The sequence below is a fragment of the Shewanella xiamenensis genome (assembly GCF_014647135.1).
Classification (GTDB): domain Bacteria; phylum Pseudomonadota; class Gammaproteobacteria; order Enterobacterales; family Shewanellaceae; genus Shewanella; species Shewanella xiamenensis.
The window spans coordinates 164,872-184,228 of record NZ_BMOP01000007.1 but is presented as its reverse complement, the minus strand read 5'-3'; the positions used below and the strand labels follow the sequence as shown (position 1 = coordinate 184,228).

The window sequence follows — 19,357 nt, the reverse complement described above, 5'->3', positions numbered from 1 at the left end:
CCAAGGCCGCCACCCAAGCCTTAGCGGAAGGTCAGAGCCAACAGCTCACCTTCACCGTGCGCGTCACCGATGACAAGGGCGCCTGGGTTGATCAACTGGTGACCATCACTATCGTCGGCACCAATGATGCGCCTATCATCAGTAATCAAGAGTTTGGTTACTTCGAGAATCAGATTGCAGGTGCTGTTGTAGCTAATGTGGTGGCATCGGATATCGATGGCACAGTGACAGGCTTTAGCTTCAAGTGGGCAGATGGCAGCTACCATGCCGTTAGTGAAGATGGTTACTTCTCCATTGACAATACAGGCAAAGTCACAATGACTGCCTCTGGCGCTGCCGCAGCAGTCAACGATTTTGAACAGGCACCAAACTCAGGTGTCTATGTAGTGACAGCCACTGACAACAATGGGGCGAATTCTGATGCTAATATCACTCTGTTTGAAAAAGATCTGGACGACACTCCACCAGCCTCACCAACGGTCTGGATCGTCGATGATGGCATGCCAGGTGATGGTCTACTGACCGCCAGCGAGATCGCTAGCGGCGGCGCAGACGTGCAGATAAGTGTGAGTATTGATGGTGCAGAATTTGTGGCCGGCGGTTATGTCACGCTCACCATTAATGGTGGTACAGCAATTGAACTGAGCTTTACCGACTTCACTGATAATGGCAGTGGTACCCTTACCTTTGGTAACTTTACCTACGCTAACGGCGTTATCAGCTGGAGCGAAGCCGCGCCTACTGCTGGTCAAAGCATCACTGTGACTGCAACGCAAACCGACACTTTCGGTAACACCTCTGCACAAGACTCCGATACTGCGACTGTATATCAACCTAACTCTTGCAACGTAACAGTTAATGAAAGCAGTCTACGCGATAATATTCCTGACACCTTCTCTAATACTATTAGCTTTACTGCAGGTAATCAGAATATTTCACAGTTCCGTTTTAACGCTTCCTCTATCTCTGCGGCAACTAACCTAGCTGCAGGAGTAAGTATCGTTTGGGCGCTAGCCGCGAATGGTGCGTTAGTAGGAACCATCGATGGTATTGAAGTAATTAAAGTCACTCTGAGTGGTACTTCTGTGACGTCAGGGTTAGCAGCGGGCACTACGGATGCAGTTACTGTCAATGTTGAGTTATTAGACAACATCAAGCAAGTTAATGGATTAAGTGGCGAAAATCTCAGTTCACTGATTAATGGAATCGTCATTGAGGCTGTAGGTGCCGATAATAGCGTATTGACGGGCAATGTAAGCATTACCATCAATGATGACGTGATTAATATTGCCCCAAGTGCTGGCTCTGGAGTCAATAGTGCTACGGCAGTCGATATTGTTGGCACTCTTAATATCCTAGGCGCAGATGGTAATGACCATACCGCTACGGATAACTACAGCGTGAGTCTGAGTGCAAACGTGACAGGTTGGAACGGCACAAGCACAACCTTCGCCGACTCAGGCATTACTGCGGGCGGACTCACTGTCTATTACTATGTCGACCCAGCTCATCCAAATGTCCTGATCGCCTATACCGATACCAGCGGCACAACTTCCGCCTATACCCATGGTGCTAATCAGACATTAATCTTTACCCTTACGACCAATGCAACTACTGGTCAATACATTTTCGATATGAATCAGGGTATTGATAAGCTCGCAACCATACAAATCGCTGGACTTGTAGGAGGAAAAGGAGGCATTGGTGAAGCGGTATATGTCACTTATGATCCTGTAACCCATGGTTATGGTGTTTACAACGACATTACTAAGATTCCCACAGATGCAGACATTGCCTTCACCCTGACTGCACGTGACGGCAATAATAACGTTGCTCAAGTAAACGGCACTAATAATGGTTTCGGTGTTGCAAATCCATTTGTGAATGGTGATGAAGTATTAATTGTGGATTACTCAGAAAATGCAGCGACTGCAAGCTTTAGCTTTACAGGGGCCACACAAATCCACTATAAGGCCTATGATGATCAAGGTAACTTGTTGCATGAAGGTAATATTACTAATGGTCAGCTCATCCAAAATGTGGGTTCTATCGCATACATTGAGCTATCAGCCCTAAGCGGAACTAGCTTCCAGTTTACGGGCACTACAGCACAAACCATTGTGAGCTCAAGCCAAAGTCTCGATTTGAGCTTTGTTGTAACCGCTACTGATAGTGATGGGGATAAATCATCTGGTAATCTGAATGTACATTTAGACCCACCAAGTACAACACCGCTAGTGCCAGTAGCACTGACACCTAATACTTTTGCTACCTTGAATGAAGCAGATCTACAGGCAGGAGCACCAGATTCAAGTGTCCAAACACTGAGCTTTAAGTCTGGAAGCAACTCAATTGGCAGCTTCCAGTTTGGCGATATTAGTAATATCTCTGTAGTGGGCATCAACGCTCAAATTCATTGGGCAGTTAATGATCAAGGTCAGTTAATTGGTACTGTGTATGGGCGTGAGGCCATTCGTTTAACTCTAGATTGGGATCGCATCAACGCAGGTGAGCAAGGTGATGTCACCGTTACCGCTCAGTTGTTAACGAATCTGCCACACAGCGTCAACACCAACAGCCTAACTGTTAATGGTATTCAGGTTATTGCCGTCGACGGTGTCGGCAATACCGCACATTCCAATGTGACCGTGACTGTCGCAGATGATGTTAACCTTGCCCAGAACGACACGGCTCAGCTTGATGTGGTGGTTGATTCCTTCAACTTCTCAGGCATTGTTGCCAACTGGACTGGTGTTGCTGGCGGAACCTATGTCAACACATACGATGGTCCTGATAACGATAACGGTAACGATCAACTCCGCTGGGGTTCTACCAATGGTAGTCAGTCAGGTTATGGTTTTGCTGATAATGACGCTGCACTAAATGGCTCCTTATCTTTAAACCAAGACATAGTGCTGGGTAAATTTACGCACTATAACTATTCTATTGACTCTGGAACTTCAATCACTGCAGCGACAATGAAAGTGACATTTAACGTAACTGATGCTTACGGCGTAGTCACTCCAGTCACATTGACGCTTAACTTTAGTCATAATGAAACACCAAATAGCAATGATCCTGTTTCATCACGCGATATAGTTACTGTTGGGCAAACCAGTGTCACCTTTAACTACGAAGGTCAGATGTATACAATGCAGGTTGTTGGATTTAAAGACACTAATGGCAACATTGTTACCTCTATCTACACCAATGAGGGTGCTGCTACTAGCTATGAGTTAGTCGTACGTATGGTGGCTGGAAATGGCTACACTCTGCCTCACACTGATGGCAATGTGCTCACCAATGATGTGGCTGGTGCCGATGGCGTGCTGACAGTAATTGGCGTCGCCACAGGAGACCACACAAATACTGGCGTTTCTGGTCAAGTTGGCACAACGATAATAGGAACCTACGGTAATCTAGTCCTTAATGCTGATGGTACTTACCAATACCAATTAACGGCGAGTGCAAACACCATTCCTGCTACGGGAGCAATCGAAACCTTCACCTACACCACCCAAGATGGCGACGGTGATAAAGCAAGTGCCACCTTGAAGATTGATGTTAATCCGGTCAATGCCAATGGTATCAATATTGCTGACGCTAACTTGATTTCAACTCAAGGCTCTAACTTAAATGACACAATCATTGTCGAGCATGGAGAAAAAGCAAACTCTGCAGGACAAAAAGTACTCAACGTCTCATTTGGTGGAGGTCAAAGCGGCATAATTACCAATAGCTCAAGTAAAGAAGTCGTTGCATCTGGCGCTAACAACAAGAGCTATACCACTAGTAGTGCTCAAGTGGTTAGTGGCGGTGACGGTAATGATCATATCGAAACAGGTAAGGGCGATGACGTTATATACGCTGGCAAAACTGGTGCAATTGGTTATGGAACTGATGACCAACTTGAGTTATCAGTGAATGCTCTATCAACTCACCATATAATGACAGGCACATTAAGCGGTACAAATAGCATCGTTGATAACGATGGCTTGTTATTAGCCAATGATGTTGCATCTCAAAGAGCTGATGTTGTGAACGGTGGCAGCGGTGATGACCGAATTTATGGTCAATCCGGCTCTGACATTCTCTATGGTCATACAGGAAATGATTATATTGACGGCGGCAGCCATAACGATGCGCTTCGCGGCGGTGAAGGCAACGATACCTTAATTGGTGGCCTTGGTGATGATGTACTACGTGGCGATAGTGGCGCAGACACCTTCGTATGGCGCTATGCGGATGCTGACAAAGGCACAGACCACATCATGGACTTCAATGTGAGTGAAGATAAGCTCGATCTGAGTGATTTACTCCAAGGAGAAACGGCTGGCACGTTAGAAAGCTATCTAAGCTTTAGCTTAAACAATGGTTCAACCGTGATCGATATCGATGCAAACAAGGATGGCACGTTCGATCAACATATTGTGCTTGATGGGGTTAACCTCTATAGCCAATTTGGTGCAACGGATAATGCGGGTATTATTAATGGATTGCTCGGAAGCAATGGTAATGGCCCACTCATTATTGATACAGCGCCACCAGTAACACCTGATGCACCTCAAGGAGTGACACCACTGACCGATCCACACAACAATATCATTCCTTAATAAAAAATCAGTTCGGATGGCCTATAGAAATATAGGCCATCATGACCGATACTTCTGATAAGTAAATAAAAAATCAAAGGATAGATAATTAGGTGCCTGTTACAGCGTCTGAAAAAGTTGAGCAGTGGACGATATCCGCATCACAGCGGGTAATTGTTGACCCACTGCTAGATTGTTTAGTGCTTCTGACTGAACATTTTGGTAATCCATGCTCAAGTGAATCACTTGCGGCAGGCTTGCCTTTGTCTGGAGCGGTATTAACACCCGACCTGCTTCCTCAAGCAGCATCTCGTGCAGGGTTAGCAGCAAAATTATCTCGTAAGGGTTTAAATGAGATCTCGCCGATACTGCTACCCTGTATTTTATTATTAAAAGACAAGAAAGCCTGTATTCTGCGGGAATTAGACCTCGAATCAGATAGAGCAATCATCCAACTGCCAGAAACGGGCGGTGAAGAAAAACTCACCATTGAGTCACTTGAAACTTTGTATGTAGGCTATTTGTTCTTAGTCAAACAAGAATATCGTGGCGACATGGGGTTTGATGTCTATTTGCACGATAATAAAACCCACTGGTTAGTCCAAACCTTAAAAGACTCCGCGCCCATTTATCGAGATGCGTTAATCGCCTCGGTGTTGGTCAACATATTTGCCTTAGTTTCTCCCCTGTTTATTATGAATGTGTACGACAAAGTCGTACCTAATTTAGCTTTTGACTCCCTTTGGGTATTAGCGATTGGCGCATCAATTGCCTATTTATTTGACCTTGTTATGCGGCAACTTAGAAGCTACCTAATTGATGTGGCTGGGAAAAAAGTTGATATCATTGTCTCGTCGAAGCTATTTGCCAAAGCAATTGGTATTCCATTGGAAAAACGTTCCCCAAGCATTGGTGGTATGGCAAAACAACTGGGAGAATTTGACAATATTCGGGAAATTTTAACTTCAGCAACGATAACAACACTTGTCGATCTTCCTTTCGCACTCTTTTTCCTTATCGTGATTTATATTGTTGCAGGTGATTTAGCCGTGATCCCTGTCGTGGGAGGCTTGATCATTATCGGCTTTACACTTTATACCCAACCTAAATTAAAAGCGGCGATTGAAGAAGGTAATAAGTTTTCCAGCTTAAAACATGGGCATTTGATAGAAAGTCTTTCGGCGTTAGAGTCTATAAAAGCCAACGGCGCAGAAGGTATTGTCCAAAAAAGTTGGCAACAAATGATCGGCCATAGCGCTAACTGGCAATTAAGATCCAAAAAACTGTCTAACTCAGTCTCAAATTTCGCTAACTTTATTGTGCAATTTTCCGTTGTATGTGTGGTGATTTTAGGCGTTTATCGTGTGTCTGATAACGCTATATCTATGGGGGGGATCATCGCTGCGGTGATGTTATCGAGCAGAGCAATAGCGCCAATGGCACAACTTGCAGGACTGATGACGCGCGCCAACCACACAGCCAGTGCACTACGTCAACTCAATGAGCTCATGGTGCAGGAAGATGAGTTTGAAAATAAAGGCCACTTGGTGAGTAAGCAGCGTTTAATCGGAAAAATTAATGCTGACCATGTTGGATTTAGTTATCCCGGCTCAGAAAAGCCAGTGCTTCACCCGCTCTCATTAACCATCAACCCAGGTGAAAGGGTTGCAATTATCGGTCGTAATGGTTCAGGTAAAAGTACCTTAGCCAAACTTCTCGTTGGACTGTTCCAACCCACAACCGGTAGCCTACGTTACGATGGGGTCGATTCGGCACAAATTCATCCTAGCGATCTGCGCCGTAACTTTGGTTACTTACCGCAGGACGTCACCCTCTTCCACGGTACCATAAGAGATAACATTCTCTTTGGTACTCGCCAAGTGACAGAGCATCAACTTATCCGTGCAGTACAGCTTTCAGGTGTCAGTCAGTTCACCCATTTGGAGGCTGAAGGCCTAGATCAACAAGTCGGCGAAGGTGGCATGTCTCTTAGTCGTGGACAAAGACAAACCGTTGCCCTAGCTCGGGCGACTCTCAACGATCCGCCAGTATTGCTAATGGATGAGCCTACAGCCAGTTTAGATGCGAGAGCAGAACAACAGTTTATTCGCTCAATGCAAAATGTCAGCAAGGATCGAACCTTGCTATTAATCACTCATAAAATGCATTTATTACAATTAGTTGACCGTATTATTGTGCTTGAAAGGGGACACGTTGTTGCCGATGGTCCTAAAGCTGAAGTGTTAGAAAAACTCAATTTTGGCCTTGTAAATGGAGGCTCCAGACAATGAGTAAAAATCTAACGGCAAATGATTTAGACATGGTTGATGATGTTTACGGTGCCATGATGACCGATGCCCCAAGTGGACATAGGCTCATCATATGGGCATTAGCTGCCATGGTTGTGTGTTTTCTACTTTGGGCAGGTTTTGCCAAACTGGATAAGGTGACAACGGGTTCTGGGAAAGTTATCCCTTCTTCTCAAGTTCAAGTCATTCAAAGTCTTGACGGCGGTATCATGCAAGAACTCTTTGTGAGAGAGGGTGATATTGTCACTAAAGGTCAGCCACTTGTACGGATTGATGATACCCGCTTTCGCTCCGATTTTGCCCAGCAAGAGCAAGAGGTCTTTGGCTTAAAAACCAATGCCATCCGTATGCGCGCAGAATTAGATAGCATTCTTATCTCTGATATGACTTCTGACTGGCGTGAACAAGTTAAAATTACCAAAAAAGCTTTAGTATTTCCCGATAGTATTCATGAGGCAGAACCCGCCCTAGTGAAAAGACAACAGGAAGAATATAACGGTCGCTTAGATAATCTGAGCAACCAACTGGAGATTCTGGTTCGTCAGATACAACAAAGGCAACAAGAAATCGATGACCTTGCCTCAAAAACGACGACCTTAACAACCAGTATGCAGTTGATTTCTAGGGAGTTAGAGCTTACGAGGCCTCTGGCTAAAAAAGGGATTGTGCCCGAAGTTGAATTACTTAAACTCGAACGCGCAGTGAACGATGCTCAGGGGGAATTAAACTCATTGAGACTGCTTAGACCGAAACTGAAAGCAGCATTAGATGAAGCAATATTAAAGCGCCGTGAAGCGGTATTTGTTTACGCTGCAGATCTTCGTGCACAACTTAACGAAACACAAACCCGTTTATCCAGAATGAACGAAGCACAGGTGGGAGCCCAAGATAAGGTTAGCAAAGCGATTATAACTTCCCCTGTAAACGGCACCATTAAGACTGTGCATATCAACACCTTAGGAGGCGTGGTTCAACCCGGAGTTGATATAGTTGAAATCGTGCCATCTGAAGACCAGTTACTGATAGAAACCAAGATCTTACCTAAGGATATTGCGTTTTTACATACAGGCTTACCTGCAGTAGTTAAGGTGACTGCCTATGACTTTACCCGTTACGGTGGTCTTAAAGGTACAGTAGAGCATATTAGTGCCGATACATCACAGGACGAAGAAGGAAATAGCTTCTACCTTATAAAGGTAAGAACCGAAGAATCGAGTTTGATAAAAGACGATGGCACAGAGATGCCAATTATACCGGGGATGTTAACTAGCGTTGACGTTATCACCGGACAAAGATCCATTCTTGAGTACATTTTAAATCCAATTTTAAGGGCTAAGGACACAGCGCTCAGAGAGCGTTAAGCCTGTTATAAACCGGGAGGTTTGCAATGAAGACTTTAGTAAGACGACAATTTCAATGTTCAAAAATAGCGGTTCTGCTGTCAGCTATCTTGCTTCCACTATCGGCTCAAAGCCAAACGCTTGAGCAAGCGGTTGCGCACACGCTCGATACCAACCCAGATCTACGAGTGGCGTTTAACCGATTCAAAGCGAGAGAAGAGCAAGTAAATCAGGCAATTGCTGGTTATATGCCAACAGTCGATCTCACTGGTGGCTATGGCTACGAGCAGACGGATAGCGTATCAACTCGTCGACGCAAAAACGTCGGCGATGTTGATAGCAATGGCGTCGCGGAACTCAACCGCGGTGAGTTTGGTATTAGCCTAAAACAAATGCTTTTTGATGGTTTTTATACCAGCAGTGAAGTTGACCGTTATAGCTTTGAAGCCAGTGCAGACCAGTGGGCCTTACTTGCTGCTGCTGAAGATATGGCATTGGATGTCAGCAAAGTCTATCTCAACTACCTTCGTACTGATGAAGTGTTGAAGCTGGCTGAAAAAAATCTTAACAGCCATAAAGAAATTTATGATCAAATCAAGCAACGTACTGATTCAGGTCTAGGCTCAACAGCCGATCTATCACAAATATCAGGCCGTCTTGCAAGGGCAAATGCGAATGTGATTTCTGCTCGAAATAATTTGCTCGATGCTAAAGCGCAATTTATCCGAGTTGTGTCTGCCGACCCAGTTGACTTAATTCAACCCGTTCCAGATGCCGATATGTTACCAAAGGATTTAAACAGTAGCTTAGCTGACGCAGAGAAAAATCATCCTATCCTTAAATCTGCAGCAAACGATATTCGTGCTGCTGAAAATGAGCGTTCATCCGCCCAAGCCAACTATTACCCGCAAGTTTCGTTAGAGCTAAACGGTAGCTGGAACAATGATGTGGGTGGCGAAGATGGCGTAAGTGCATTAGCGAGCCAAAATGTAGGTGGTTATAGCAACGACATCGTCGCTATGGTGCGAGTAAGATATAACCTCTTCGCTGGCGGTAAAGACCTCGCTCGTGAAAAAGAATCAGCCTACAAGCTGGGTGAAGCCAAAGAAATCCGTCAACGCGCTCAAAGAGAAGTCGTTGAGGGCGTCAATCTAGCTTGGAACGCCTACGAAATGTTAGCACCTCAAAAGCAATACATTCGTGACCATGTCATTGCAGCTAAAGATACTCAGTCCGCTTATGCGCAACAATTTAACCTTGGTCAACGCAGCTTACTCGACTTACTTGATACTGAGAATGAATTGTTCGAAGCACGTAAGGACTACTTACAAGCTGAATATGATGAAATCATTGCCAAATATCGCGTGCTTAACGCGACAGGCCGCTTACTCGACTCACTGAAAGTGACGCGTCCGGAAGCATGGCGCGGAGAGCGTAGCTACGAAGGAGGAGCCAACCAATGAAAACCACTATCCTATTCCTTAGCGTGGCGCTTTTAGCAGGTTGTTCCATGCGTGATACAGTCAATATTGAAGATATGACAACAACTCAAGCATACGATCTTTCCGATAAGGATAGTGATGGAGTAGTTGAAGCCCGTGAACGCTGCAACGATACTGTTAAAGGTGCAGGCACGGATAACTACGGCTGTGGTCAGATCAAATCAATTAATGAGCGTAAGGAAATCAATGTATTATTTCCCAATAACTCAGCATACATTGCACCTGAGTATTACCCGCAAATTGAAGAGATCGCAATATTCTTACGTCAATACCCCACAACGAAGGTGACCATTGAAGGACACACAAGTCGTACGGGTACAGATGAAAGAAACTCGGTATTATCACAGGAACGTGCTGATGCCGTTACCGCCGTTCTTGCCGAACGTTTTGGTATCGACAGAAGCCGACTCACCGCCATAGGATATGGCTCAAGTCGTCCAGTCGTTTTAGAACAGACACCTGAAGCAGAAATTCGTAATCGCCGAGTCGTCGCTGAAGTGACGGGTGATGACACCGCTACAGATATGAAGTGGACGATTTATTCCGTCGATGACACCAAATAAGGGCTAACAGAGTAGGTTATGAACGGCAGGCCAAAGGATATAAATGCATTTTTTCGCGCCTGCCGCTCAAGCCTAATTGCGTCTGCGTTGGGGATTAGTTGCCTGTATGCGGCACCAACCCAAACACTCGATGAAGCAAAAATCACCTCAACGCTAGAAAAACGCTATGGTGAGCGAGCAGGAATGCGAGCAAGAGCTTGGTTTAAAGTATTAGCAGAGGCAAACACGGTTGACGAAAAAGAAAAGCTATTGAAAGTTAATAACTTTTTTAACTTATTCCGCTTCGTTGATGATATAAAATTATGGGGAGAATCAAACTATTGGGCCACTCCAATGGAGTTTATTGGAGTCAATGGTGGAGATTGTGAGGATTTTTCAATCGCCAAGTATTTTACACTGCTTCAATTAGGTGTGCCCGAGGATAAAATGCGGATCACCATGGTTAAAGCCACCAGTGTTAATCAGTATCATATGGTATTAGCTTACTATGATACCCCTTCCTCCATCCCTTTAGTGCTTGATAATCTTGATCATGTCATCAAACCCGCAACTCAGCGTAAAGATCTTATACCCGTATACAGCTTTAACGGTAAACAGTTATGGCTTAACAAAGAACAGGGACGAGGCGTTTTAGCTGGCTCGTCAACACGACTCGAAAAATGGAATGACCTAAACCATAGGTTAGGGGTTGATCGCTTAAGACAGCCCAAATTAAAACTGGAGTAGCACCCAAGATGACACTGTTTAGACAGATTTATTCGCTGCTTTTTAGCCTATTCTTGTTAGTAGTAGCAAGTCTTGGCTATGTGCAATTTACTGAGACTCAAAGCTTTTTGACCAAGCAAATGGAATCGGATCTAAACAATGCCAGTACCTCGCTTGGATTAATGCTAACTCCCGCGCTTGAGGCGGGTGATACTGCAGCCGCAGAAACCTTAGTCAACGTTATTTTTGAAGGCGGCTATTATAAAAATATTAAACTGACTTGGATGGTTGACGGTAAACAACAAGAATGGGCTAACCCTATTAAAATTGATGATGTACCTCAATGGTTTATCAATTTGAACCTATTTAAAACCATCAAAAAAGAAAGCACGATTACCTCAGGATGGTTACAGCTAGCTCAGCTTGAAATCACTGCGCACCCAGGATTTGGTTACCATGAATTATGGCGCATCATGTCCAATACTATTATCGCCTTTTCGTTGCTGTTTTTAGTCGCTATTTTTACCGCAAGATTAGGATTAACTTGGATTTTAAAACCACTACACGCTTTATCTGATCATGCTAAAAAGATTGCGGCTCGCCAGTTTGGGCCAGATATGCCTTTGCCTAAAACCACTGAACTCAAAGATCTCGTTACCGCGTTCAATAGCATGTCAGCTCAACTAAAACAGCTCTTCCAATCACTCGATGAGGAGGTAGGTTCTTTACGCAAAAAGAATCTCACAGACCCCGCCTCAGGACTGCCTAATCGCCAATATGTGGTGAGCCGTCTCAATGGCTGGTTAAGCGAACCGAGCAGCGGCGCCCTGTTCTTAGCTAAGTTAGACTGGCTCGAAGAAGTTCACAGTAAATATGGCTATCAGGTTCGCGATGAAACCATTCGCCTATTGGCCGAAAAACTAGTCCAGCAATTAAATGAGATCACTCCCTCTGTGGTTGCGCGTATTGCCGCATTTGAGTTTGCCTTCCTTGTGACCGATGTAGAACATGATCAAATTAGCAAATATTTGCAAACGCTGATCCGCACAATCAATCAAGAAATATCAAAAGCAGGTTGTAAGCCCAATGAGAATTTTGCGATTGGGGTGGCTGAACGGATTGGCCAAATGAAGGTCTCCGATATTCTTGCCCAAGCAGACAACGCTCTGCAAAAAGCGCTCAAAGAGAATAAAACCTTCCATTGGTTCGAGACAACTGAACAACAACTTTTCACCCGAGAACAATGGCGCGACAATCTTAGCCACGCCATTAGCAACAAAAAGTTCAAGTTCCGTTGGCAACCTATCCAATTTTGTAATGGCGATGGCGTGAGCCAAAGAGAGCTCTATTGCCAACTCGAGCTGGGTGATAAGCTCGCTCATGCTGGCCAGTTTATGCCTTACATAGAGCTGCTGTCACTCGGCTCATTACTCGATAAATGCCTCATTGAGACTGTCTACGAGCAAAAACTGCTTGAGCGTCATTACGAGCCTTTAGCGATAAACTTAACGCATCAAAGTATTAGTGATACACAGTTCCACGACTGGCTTAATCACTTCCTCCGCACGGCTCAACAGGTTGAACGGATTTGCTTTGAGATCCCTGAAGCGGGGGTTTATAGCGACTTAGAATCCTGTACTCGCCTTTGCAATATTATTAGGGACAATGGTGCTAAATTTGGTATTGACCATTTTGGTAGACAATTTGGCTCCATGTCTTACCTCCAAGAGCTAAGACCAAGTTACGTTAAACTTGACCAATCTTTCTCTTACTATGACGAAGCATCACATAATAGCGAGCTCTGCCGTGCGATTATCAATGTAGCTAGAGGATTAGATATTCAGGTGATAGTGACAGGAATTCAAGAAAAGGCTCAGCTAGAGCGCTTCAATGAGCTAAAAACGGATGCCTATCAGGGCTTCATTGTCCCGCCAGAAAATATCGACTAAATCGAATACCATTGATTAAGGCTCCTTCGGGAGCCTTAATTATTTGAGATGTTGCTAACGGCCTTGAATCCTCGCAGCACCATGTCATGCAATCACAACGAGCCAGCAAGATACGAATAGCAAAACAGTACCAAGAGACAAATACAAAAAAGCCTCAGTACTTCTTTCGAAATTCTGAGGCTTCAGTGTAATTGGTCGGTGATAGAGGATTCGAACCTCTGACCCTCTGGTCCCAAACCAGATGCGCTACCGGACTGCGCTAATCACCGTAACTGTTAACTATTTGCTTGAAAACTCAAACGCGCTAGTTATGCGAAGAATGTGGTCGGTGATAGAGGATTCGAACCTCTGACCCTCTGGTCCCAAACCAGATGCGCTACCGGACTGCGCTAATCACCGAGATGTTAAATGAAATGGGGTGACTGATGGGGCTCGAACCCACGACAACCGGAATCACAATCCGGGACTCTACCAACTGAGCTACAATCACCACTGAATTTCACTTTACTGCTAACCTCAAGCTCACAACTCATTCGGAGAGATGGTGCGCCCAAAAGGATTCGAACCTTCGGCCTCACCCTCCGGAGGGGTGCGCTCTATCCAGCTGAGCTATGGGCGCTCGCCTTGGTTAGCGCCGCATATAGTATGGACAAATAGCCTTTGAGTCTATAGCTGTTTTGCACTTTTTTTACTGACTGCTCAAGTTTTGATACATTAGCATGCTTTTTCAGCGAAAACACAGTTAAAATATGACTTGGATGTTACGGTATTTCGTGCTAATTATAACGTTTGGCAACAATTAACGCAGAACTGATTAGTGAGTATCATGTTTAGGGATGAAGATGAAACTACCCAACCTCGAGCTCCTGAGCTTGAACGCTTAAAAAAAAGACTTAATCGCCTTAAATATTTGGCGCATAAGTACAAGCGGGCGGAGATCGTTCAAAATGCGTTACTCGAATTATCCCATATTGCCACTCAGGTTCCTTCCCTCGAAGAATTCTATTTAGGGGTTCACCACCACCTAAAAAAGCTTATTTCTGCTGATAATTTTTTTATCGCTACTCTCGATATCAATACCAACACTATTTCGGTTCCCTTCTTTGCCGATGAAAAAGATGCCCATCCTGCCCAGCTTTATCCCGAGCAATCCCTATCAACGCTGTTGCAACAAGGATTAACTGGTTACGTTTTTCGCACAGGAAAAACCCTACTATGCGATGAATCCAAGGTTGAAGAGCTGGTCGAAGCAGAGGAAATCGTCAATTTAGGTTCTCCTTGCCACCTTTGGCTTGGAGTGCCCATCAAGCATGAAGGCATAGTCACTGCCGTACTGGTAGTACAAACCTATGATACTAATGTCAGTTATGGCGATATCGAGGTCGAGTTAATGACCTTTATTTGTCACCATATTGCTGGCGTGATGGAAAGACTTAAGCACCAAGAACAGCTAGAGCAAGCAATACAACAACGAACTAAAGAGCTTAGCCAAGCCTATGACAAGCTCAAGCAAGAAGTGTATGAAAGACGCAGAGCCGAGCGGCTGCAAAAATCCTTATTTGAAATAGCAGAACTAGCAAGCTCTAGTTCAGATAATCCTGAATTTTATGCACAGCTACATAATGTGATTCGGCACCTTATTCCTGCCAATAACTGTTACATCGCACTGCTAAATGAACAAGGTACCCACTTAACCTTCCCGTTTTACGTTTCCCAATTAGGTAACCAACACCCTGGGACTCGGCCATTACAGGATGGGCTTACGGAGTATGTGCTCAAACACAAACGTCCACTACTGCTAGACCAGAATGATATTCATGGTTTGATTGCCTCAAAAGAAATTTACGCTAAGGCCCCCGCACTTAATCACACGCAAACAATGCATCAATGGATAGGTATCCCACTGTTTATCCATGATGTAGTACGAGGTGCGCTAACCATTTATAGCTTTAGCATGACCCAAAACTACCAAACGAAAGACTTGGAGTTACTCACCTTTGTGTCACAACATATCGGTGCTGCTATCGAGAAAAAACTCGCTGCAGAGTCATTACGCCGCAGCTATGAAGAACTAGAGGAAAAGGTTGCAGCTCGTACAACTGCACTCGCTGAGCTCAATAAGGACCTAGAGAAAGAGATCCGTCAGCGCCGTAATATGGAAGCTAAACTCGTTCATGATGCCAAACACGATGCGCTCACAGGATTGCCCAATCGTGCGATGTTTATGGAACGTCTCAATCAGGCTATCAAACATGTTCGCCGCCATAGCCTAGAACAGTTTGCCCTGCTGTTTATCGACCTCGACCGCTTTAAGCAGATTAACGATACTATGGGGCATTTGGAGGGCGATAGATTCTTAATTGAAACCGCCACTCGCTTACGCGGCTGCATCCGTAGCAACGATACCTTGGCAAGACTCGGTGGCGATGAGTTTGTTATCCTGCTCGATACCATCAACGGCATCAACGATGCCCGTGATGTGGCCGAACGGGTCATTCAAAAAATCTCACAATCCTACAAATTAGGTGCTGTTGAATTCCATTCAGGAGCCAGTATTGGGATCACCATTAGCGGTAATAAGCTGGATACTAGTGAGTCCATGCTGCGTAATGCCGACACCGCAATGTACCAAGCCAAGGCGAATGGCAAAGGTTGTTATGTCATTTTTGACGATAGCGCGTCACAGCAAAAAATCCAGGATATTGCCTTCGAGAATGATTTTAAACAGGCGCTGCAAGCAGAGGAGTTACAACTCAATCTTCTCCCAATAGTTGATTTACAGACTCTACAACCCCATGCTTTTGAGTGTCGATTAATTTGGGAGCATCCCGTATGGGGAAGTATTCCGCACGAAGTTTTAAGCCAATTAGCTGAGCAAGCTAACCTCATGGTTGAGTTGGATAAGTATGCAATTAACTTACTGAATAAGCATTATCACCAGCTCGTTGTGAGCCATGGAGATAACCTTGATTTACACCTTATGCTTTCCAGTCAACATCTTAAACACAAGCATGTACTTCGTGGTCTTAAAAATGCGCTCAAACAAACTCAGCTTCCTCTCCCGCAGCTATGGTTATTTTTTAATGAAAAAGCCTTAGTTCAAGAAACAGAGAACCACATAAGCGGCTTTGAATTATTAAATAAGCAGGGGGTTAACTTAGGGATTAGCCACTACGGAAGCGGCCACAGTGCGTTAAACAGTTTGTTATTCCTCCCTGTAAAAGGCTTAAAGCTGGATGCGAATATCACGAAACAACTGCAAGATGAACAACACATAAAGCTGATGTCTGCCTATCAAAAGGCGGCCTCAACCTTAAACTTACAAACCTTTGTTGACGGACTTCATCACCCTGAGCAAATCAATATATTCAATGCACTAGGTTATCGCTTCGGCCAGGGTAGTGCCATAGCCCACCCTTTTACCTTAGTGGAAACCCTGCATCAGGTTTGCGCCTAAAACTGCAATTACATGATTAATTAAGACTTCTTAAACATATCTCTTAAATTCGAGATATGGCTGCGCCCGGTCTGCATTCGCTCTTGCTCTGTTTGCTGTGGCTTACGGTTTTCCCAAATAAGGTCATCCTGCGGTAACTCATGCAGAAAGCGGCTCGGCTCGCAGCGCATAGTTTCACCAAACTGGCGACGCTCACGGCAGAGGGTGAACCATAGCTCACGTTGTGCCCGCGTTATCCCCACATAGGCAAGACGACGTTCTTCATCAACATTATCTTCATCTATGCTGGTTTGATGCGGCAGAATGCGCTCCTCAACCCCCACCATAAACACGAAGGGGAATTCCAGCCCTTTAGAGGCATGCAGCGTCATTAATTGCACCTGATCGCCGCCTTCATCTTCGCTGTTACGCTCCATCATATCTCTAAGCGTTAGGCGGTTAACCACTTCGGGCAAGGTCATAGGTTCATCTAACTCATCCCCAGAGAGCATTTCCGTCACCCAGCGATACAACTCGGAGATGTTTTTCATCCGCATTTCGGCGGCCTTCGCACTGGTACTGGTCTCGTATAAATAGTCTTCGTAATTAATCTTACGGATCAATTGTTTTACGGCTTCAACCGGTTCTCCCCGCTCGGCATGCTCGCCCGTATCGACAATAAAGCGGCCAAATTGATACAAGGCTGACATGGCATTAGGTGGTAAATGATGATTCAGCTCAGGATCAAAAATCGCCTCGAACATGGAGATATGTTTCTCGTTGGCAAAGTTACCCAAACGCTCCAAGGTGGATGGACCAATACCCCGTTTAGGTAAGTTAACCACCCGCAAAAAGGCGTTATCATCGTCAGGATTTACCACCAGTTTAAGGTAGCCCATGATGTCTTTAATCTCGGCACGGGCGAAAAACGAAGTGCCGCCGCTTAGCTTGTAAGGGATACGGTTCGTCATCAACGCCCGCTCAAGTAGGCGAGACTGGTGGTTACCGCGATACAGAATTGCGTAATCACCAAATTGGGTACGGCCGACAAATTTGTGGCGAATGATTTCGGCGACCACGCGCTCGGCTTCTTGTTCCTCATTGGCAGCAAACAGCACCCGCATCGGCTCGCCGTAGGCTAATTCACTAAATAGTGACTTATCATACACATGGGGATTGTTGGCGATAAGGATGTTAGCCGCCCGCAAAATGCGTTGGCTAGAACGATAATTTTGCTCAAGTTTAATCAACTTAAGCTTTGGGAAGTCTTTGCCCAACAGCACTAAGTTCTGCGGCTTAGCACCACGCCACGAATAGATGGATTGGTCATCGTCCCCCACCACGGTAAAACGCGCGCGCTCGCCCACCAGTAGCTTGACCATTTCATATTGGGAAGTGTTGGTATCCTGATATTCGTCCACCAGCAGGTATTGGATCTTGGTTTGCCAGCGCGTACGCACTTCTTCATGATGGCGTAACAATAGGGTTGGCAGCAGAATTAAGTCATCAAAATCCAAAGCATTGTAGGCTTTCATATGCTGGGCATAACGCTGATACAACAGGGCGAACAACTGCTGCTGTTCATCCTTTGCCAGCTTGCGCGCTTGGTCGGGAATAATCAGCCCGCCCTTCCAATTGGAGATGCTGCTTGCCAAGGCTTTGAGTAAATCTTTATCTTCCTGTAATTCTTTTTGAGTCAGCTCTTTAAGGAGCGCAAGCGTATCTTGGTCATCGAATAACGAGAACCCAGGCTTTAAACCCAGCACTTTATGCTCACGTTTTACAATCTCAAGACCTAAGGTATGGAAGGTCGAAATCCATAAACCTCTAGCCTCTTTACGCCCCATAGACTGTGCGACCCGCTCCTTCATCTCACGCGCCGCTTTATTGGTAAAGGTCACCGCGGCGATATTGCGGGCATTGTAGCCACACTTTTGCACTAGATAGGCAATCTTGTTGATAATTACCCGCGTTTTGCCACTGCCCGCGCCCGCTAATACTAAGCAAGGCCCAGAAACATAATGAACGGCATCATTTTGGGCAGGATTGAGTTTCATCGTCGCGCAATATCCAAACAAGTCTTCAGAAGGGGGATCGGATCATAGCAGAAGCGAAGGTTTTAAGGCCAATAAATCCCCAGATATCAATTGAGCAAGCAATGAGAATTCATAGCTTCTTCAAATGAGCAAACCTTTGAAGGCGCTACTCCCCAAAACCATCTGAACATGCTGCAATCAGCATGCAGGCAAGCTCGGCACAAAATTAAGATATCAACTCACACTTTAGCCATTTTTTAAGCTAACTTGTTGCTAATCTTGATAAGTCACAGTAAAATTCCACGTGAATGAACGTTCATTCACATCTATAAACACGTGGAAATAGAATGGATAGCAAACGCGACTTGATACTTCGCTCCGCCGAAAAAATCATTGCGACAGCAGGCTTACATAACCTTTCAATGCAAAAACTCGCAGTAGATGCAGGCGTTGCCGCAGGTACGATCTACCGCTACTTCAAAGATAAAGAAGATTTGATCATTGAACTGCGTAAAGACGTATTACAACAAATTGCCAGCAAGTTGCTTGAAAACATTAATGAAGGCAGCTTTGACGAAAAATTTCGCCGCCTATGGTTCAAGATTGTTGAACTGGGTCGTGAACAATCCCATACAAATTTGAGTTTTGCTCAGTATTCCCACCTCCCAGGGGTAGATGCACCTGAGCACCAAGCATTTGAAAGAGAAATATTTCAACCGCTACACCAATTATTTGAGCAGGCAAAAAACCAAGGAATGATTCAAAAGCTTGATAATACCTTGTTGTTTTCTATCGCCTTTGAGCCGGCTATTGCCATAGGCAAACGCCTACGGCGAGGCCATTTGGAATGTACAGAAAATGAAATCCGGCGGGCATGTGAATTATGCCTAAAGGCCATTTCAATCAATCTTCAACTTTAACTCTA

10 protein-coding genes and 4 tRNA genes are annotated in these 19,357 nt (G+C 44.9%); 9 read left to right on the top strand and 5 right to left on the bottom strand.

All coding sequences use genetic code 11. The annotated features are described in order from the left end of the window. From IEY09_RS09080 to IEY09_RS09050, 7 genes are all read left to right on the top strand, one after another. On the top strand, positions 1-4,613 hold a 4,613-nt coding region (locus tag IEY09_RS09080; protein WP_188870740.1), incomplete at its 5' end, for a choice-of-anchor K domain-containing protein. Positions 4,614-4,705: 92 nt separating this feature from the next. Beyond that, positions 4,706-6,883, top strand: coding sequence for a type I secretion system permease/ATPase (locus IEY09_RS09075; RefSeq protein ID WP_047535309.1), 2,178 nt, complete (start codon positions 4,706-4,708; stop codon positions 6,881-6,883). Continuing rightward, a complete protein-coding gene (locus IEY09_RS09070; protein WP_037423406.1) occupies positions 6,880-8,262 on the top strand; it encodes an HlyD family type I secretion periplasmic adaptor subunit in 1,383 nt (460 codons plus the stop codon). The genes IEY09_RS09075 and IEY09_RS09070 overlap by 4 nt, the downstream gene beginning before the upstream one ends. Positions 8,263-8,288: 26 nt before the next feature. Beyond that, positions 8,289-9,704, top strand: coding sequence for a type I protein secretion system protein AggA (gene aggA / locus IEY09_RS09065; protein ID WP_047535307.1), 1,416 nt, complete (start codon positions 8,289-8,291; stop codon positions 9,702-9,704). Further along, positions 9,701-10,306 (top strand): OmpA family protein, encoded by a 606-nt coding sequence (locus tag IEY09_RS09060; RefSeq protein WP_037427723.1) that lies wholly within the window; start codon positions 9,701-9,703, stop codon positions 10,304-10,306. The genes aggA and IEY09_RS09060 overlap by 4 nt, the downstream gene beginning before the upstream one ends. Positions 10,307-10,324: 18 nt before the next feature. Next, a complete protein-coding gene (locus tag IEY09_RS09055) occupies positions 10,325-11,032 on the top strand; it encodes a transglutaminase-like cysteine peptidase (protein ID WP_037423398.1) in 708 nt (235 codons plus the stop codon). An 8-nt stretch (positions 11,033-11,040) separates the two neighbouring features. Then, entirely contained in the window at positions 11,041-12,960 is a 1,920-nt protein-coding gene (locus IEY09_RS09050; RefSeq protein WP_188870739.1) for a bifunctional diguanylate cyclase/phosphodiesterase, read from the top strand. 192 nt (positions 12,961-13,152) lie between these two features. On the opposite strand, the gene IEY09_RS09045 is transcribed toward IEY09_RS09050, so the two are convergent. From IEY09_RS09045 to IEY09_RS09030, 4 genes are all read right to left on the bottom strand, one after another. Then, positions 13,153-13,229, bottom strand: a tRNA-Pro gene (locus IEY09_RS09045). 53 nt (positions 13,230-13,282) lie between these two features. Then, a tRNA-Pro gene (locus tag IEY09_RS09040) sits at positions 13,283-13,359 on the bottom strand. A 15-nt stretch (positions 13,360-13,374) separates the two neighbouring features. Beyond that, a tRNA-His gene (locus tag IEY09_RS09035) sits at positions 13,375-13,450 on the bottom strand. A 52-nt stretch (positions 13,451-13,502) separates the two neighbouring features. Next, positions 13,503-13,579, bottom strand: a tRNA-Arg gene (locus tag IEY09_RS09030). Positions 13,580-13,786: 207 nt separating this feature from the next. Between IEY09_RS09030 and IEY09_RS09025 the strand changes: the two genes are divergently transcribed. Then, a complete protein-coding gene (locus tag IEY09_RS09025) occupies positions 13,787-16,417 on the top strand; it encodes a sensor domain-containing diguanylate cyclase (protein ID WP_188870737.1) in 2,631 nt (876 codons plus the stop codon). 20 nt (positions 16,418-16,437) lie between these two features. Here IEY09_RS09025 and rep read toward each other — a convergent pair whose 3' ends face one another. Further along, the gene (gene rep, locus IEY09_RS09020) at positions 16,438-18,453 is read right to left on the bottom strand and encodes a DNA helicase Rep (protein ID WP_037423389.1); all 2,016 of its coding nucleotides are present in this window, start codon (positions 18,451-18,453) and stop codon (positions 16,438-16,440) included. A gap of 326 nt (positions 18,454-18,779) precedes the next feature. Here rep and IEY09_RS09015 point away from each other — a divergent pair, with 326 nt between their 5' ends. Beyond that, positions 18,780-19,352, top strand: a complete 573-nt coding sequence (locus tag IEY09_RS09015; RefSeq protein WP_188870735.1) for a TetR/AcrR family transcriptional regulator — start codon at positions 18,780-18,782, stop codon at positions 19,350-19,352. The last annotated feature ends 5 nt before the right edge of the window (positions 19,353-19,357 follow it).

Coding starts and splice junctions, on each gene's coding strand:
- IEY09_RS09070 (WP_037423406.1), top strand. CDS start 6,880: ATGAGTAAAAATCTAACGGCAAATGATTTAGACATGGTTGATGATGTT.
- aggA (WP_047535307.1), top strand. CDS start 8,289: ATGAAGACTTTAGTAAGACGACAATTTCAATGTTCAAAAATAGCGGTT.
- IEY09_RS09060 (WP_037427723.1), top strand. CDS start 9,701: ATGAAAACCACTATCCTATTCCTTAGCGTGGCGCTTTTAGCAGGTTGT.
- IEY09_RS09055 (WP_037423398.1), top strand. CDS start 10,325: ATGAACGGCAGGCCAAAGGATATAAATGCATTTTTTCGCGCCTGCCGC.
- IEY09_RS09050 (WP_188870739.1), top strand. CDS start 11,041: ATGACACTGTTTAGACAGATTTATTCGCTGCTTTTTAGCCTATTCTTG.
- IEY09_RS09025 (WP_188870737.1), top strand. CDS start 13,787: ATGTTTAGGGATGAAGATGAAACTACCCAACCTCGAGCTCCTGAGCTT.
- rep (WP_037423389.1), bottom strand. CDS start 18,453: ATGAAACTCAATCCTGCCCAAAATGATGCCGTTCATTATGTTTCTGGG.
- IEY09_RS09015 (WP_188870735.1), top strand. CDS start 18,780: ATGGATAGCAAACGCGACTTGATACTTCGCTCCGCCGAAAAAATCATT.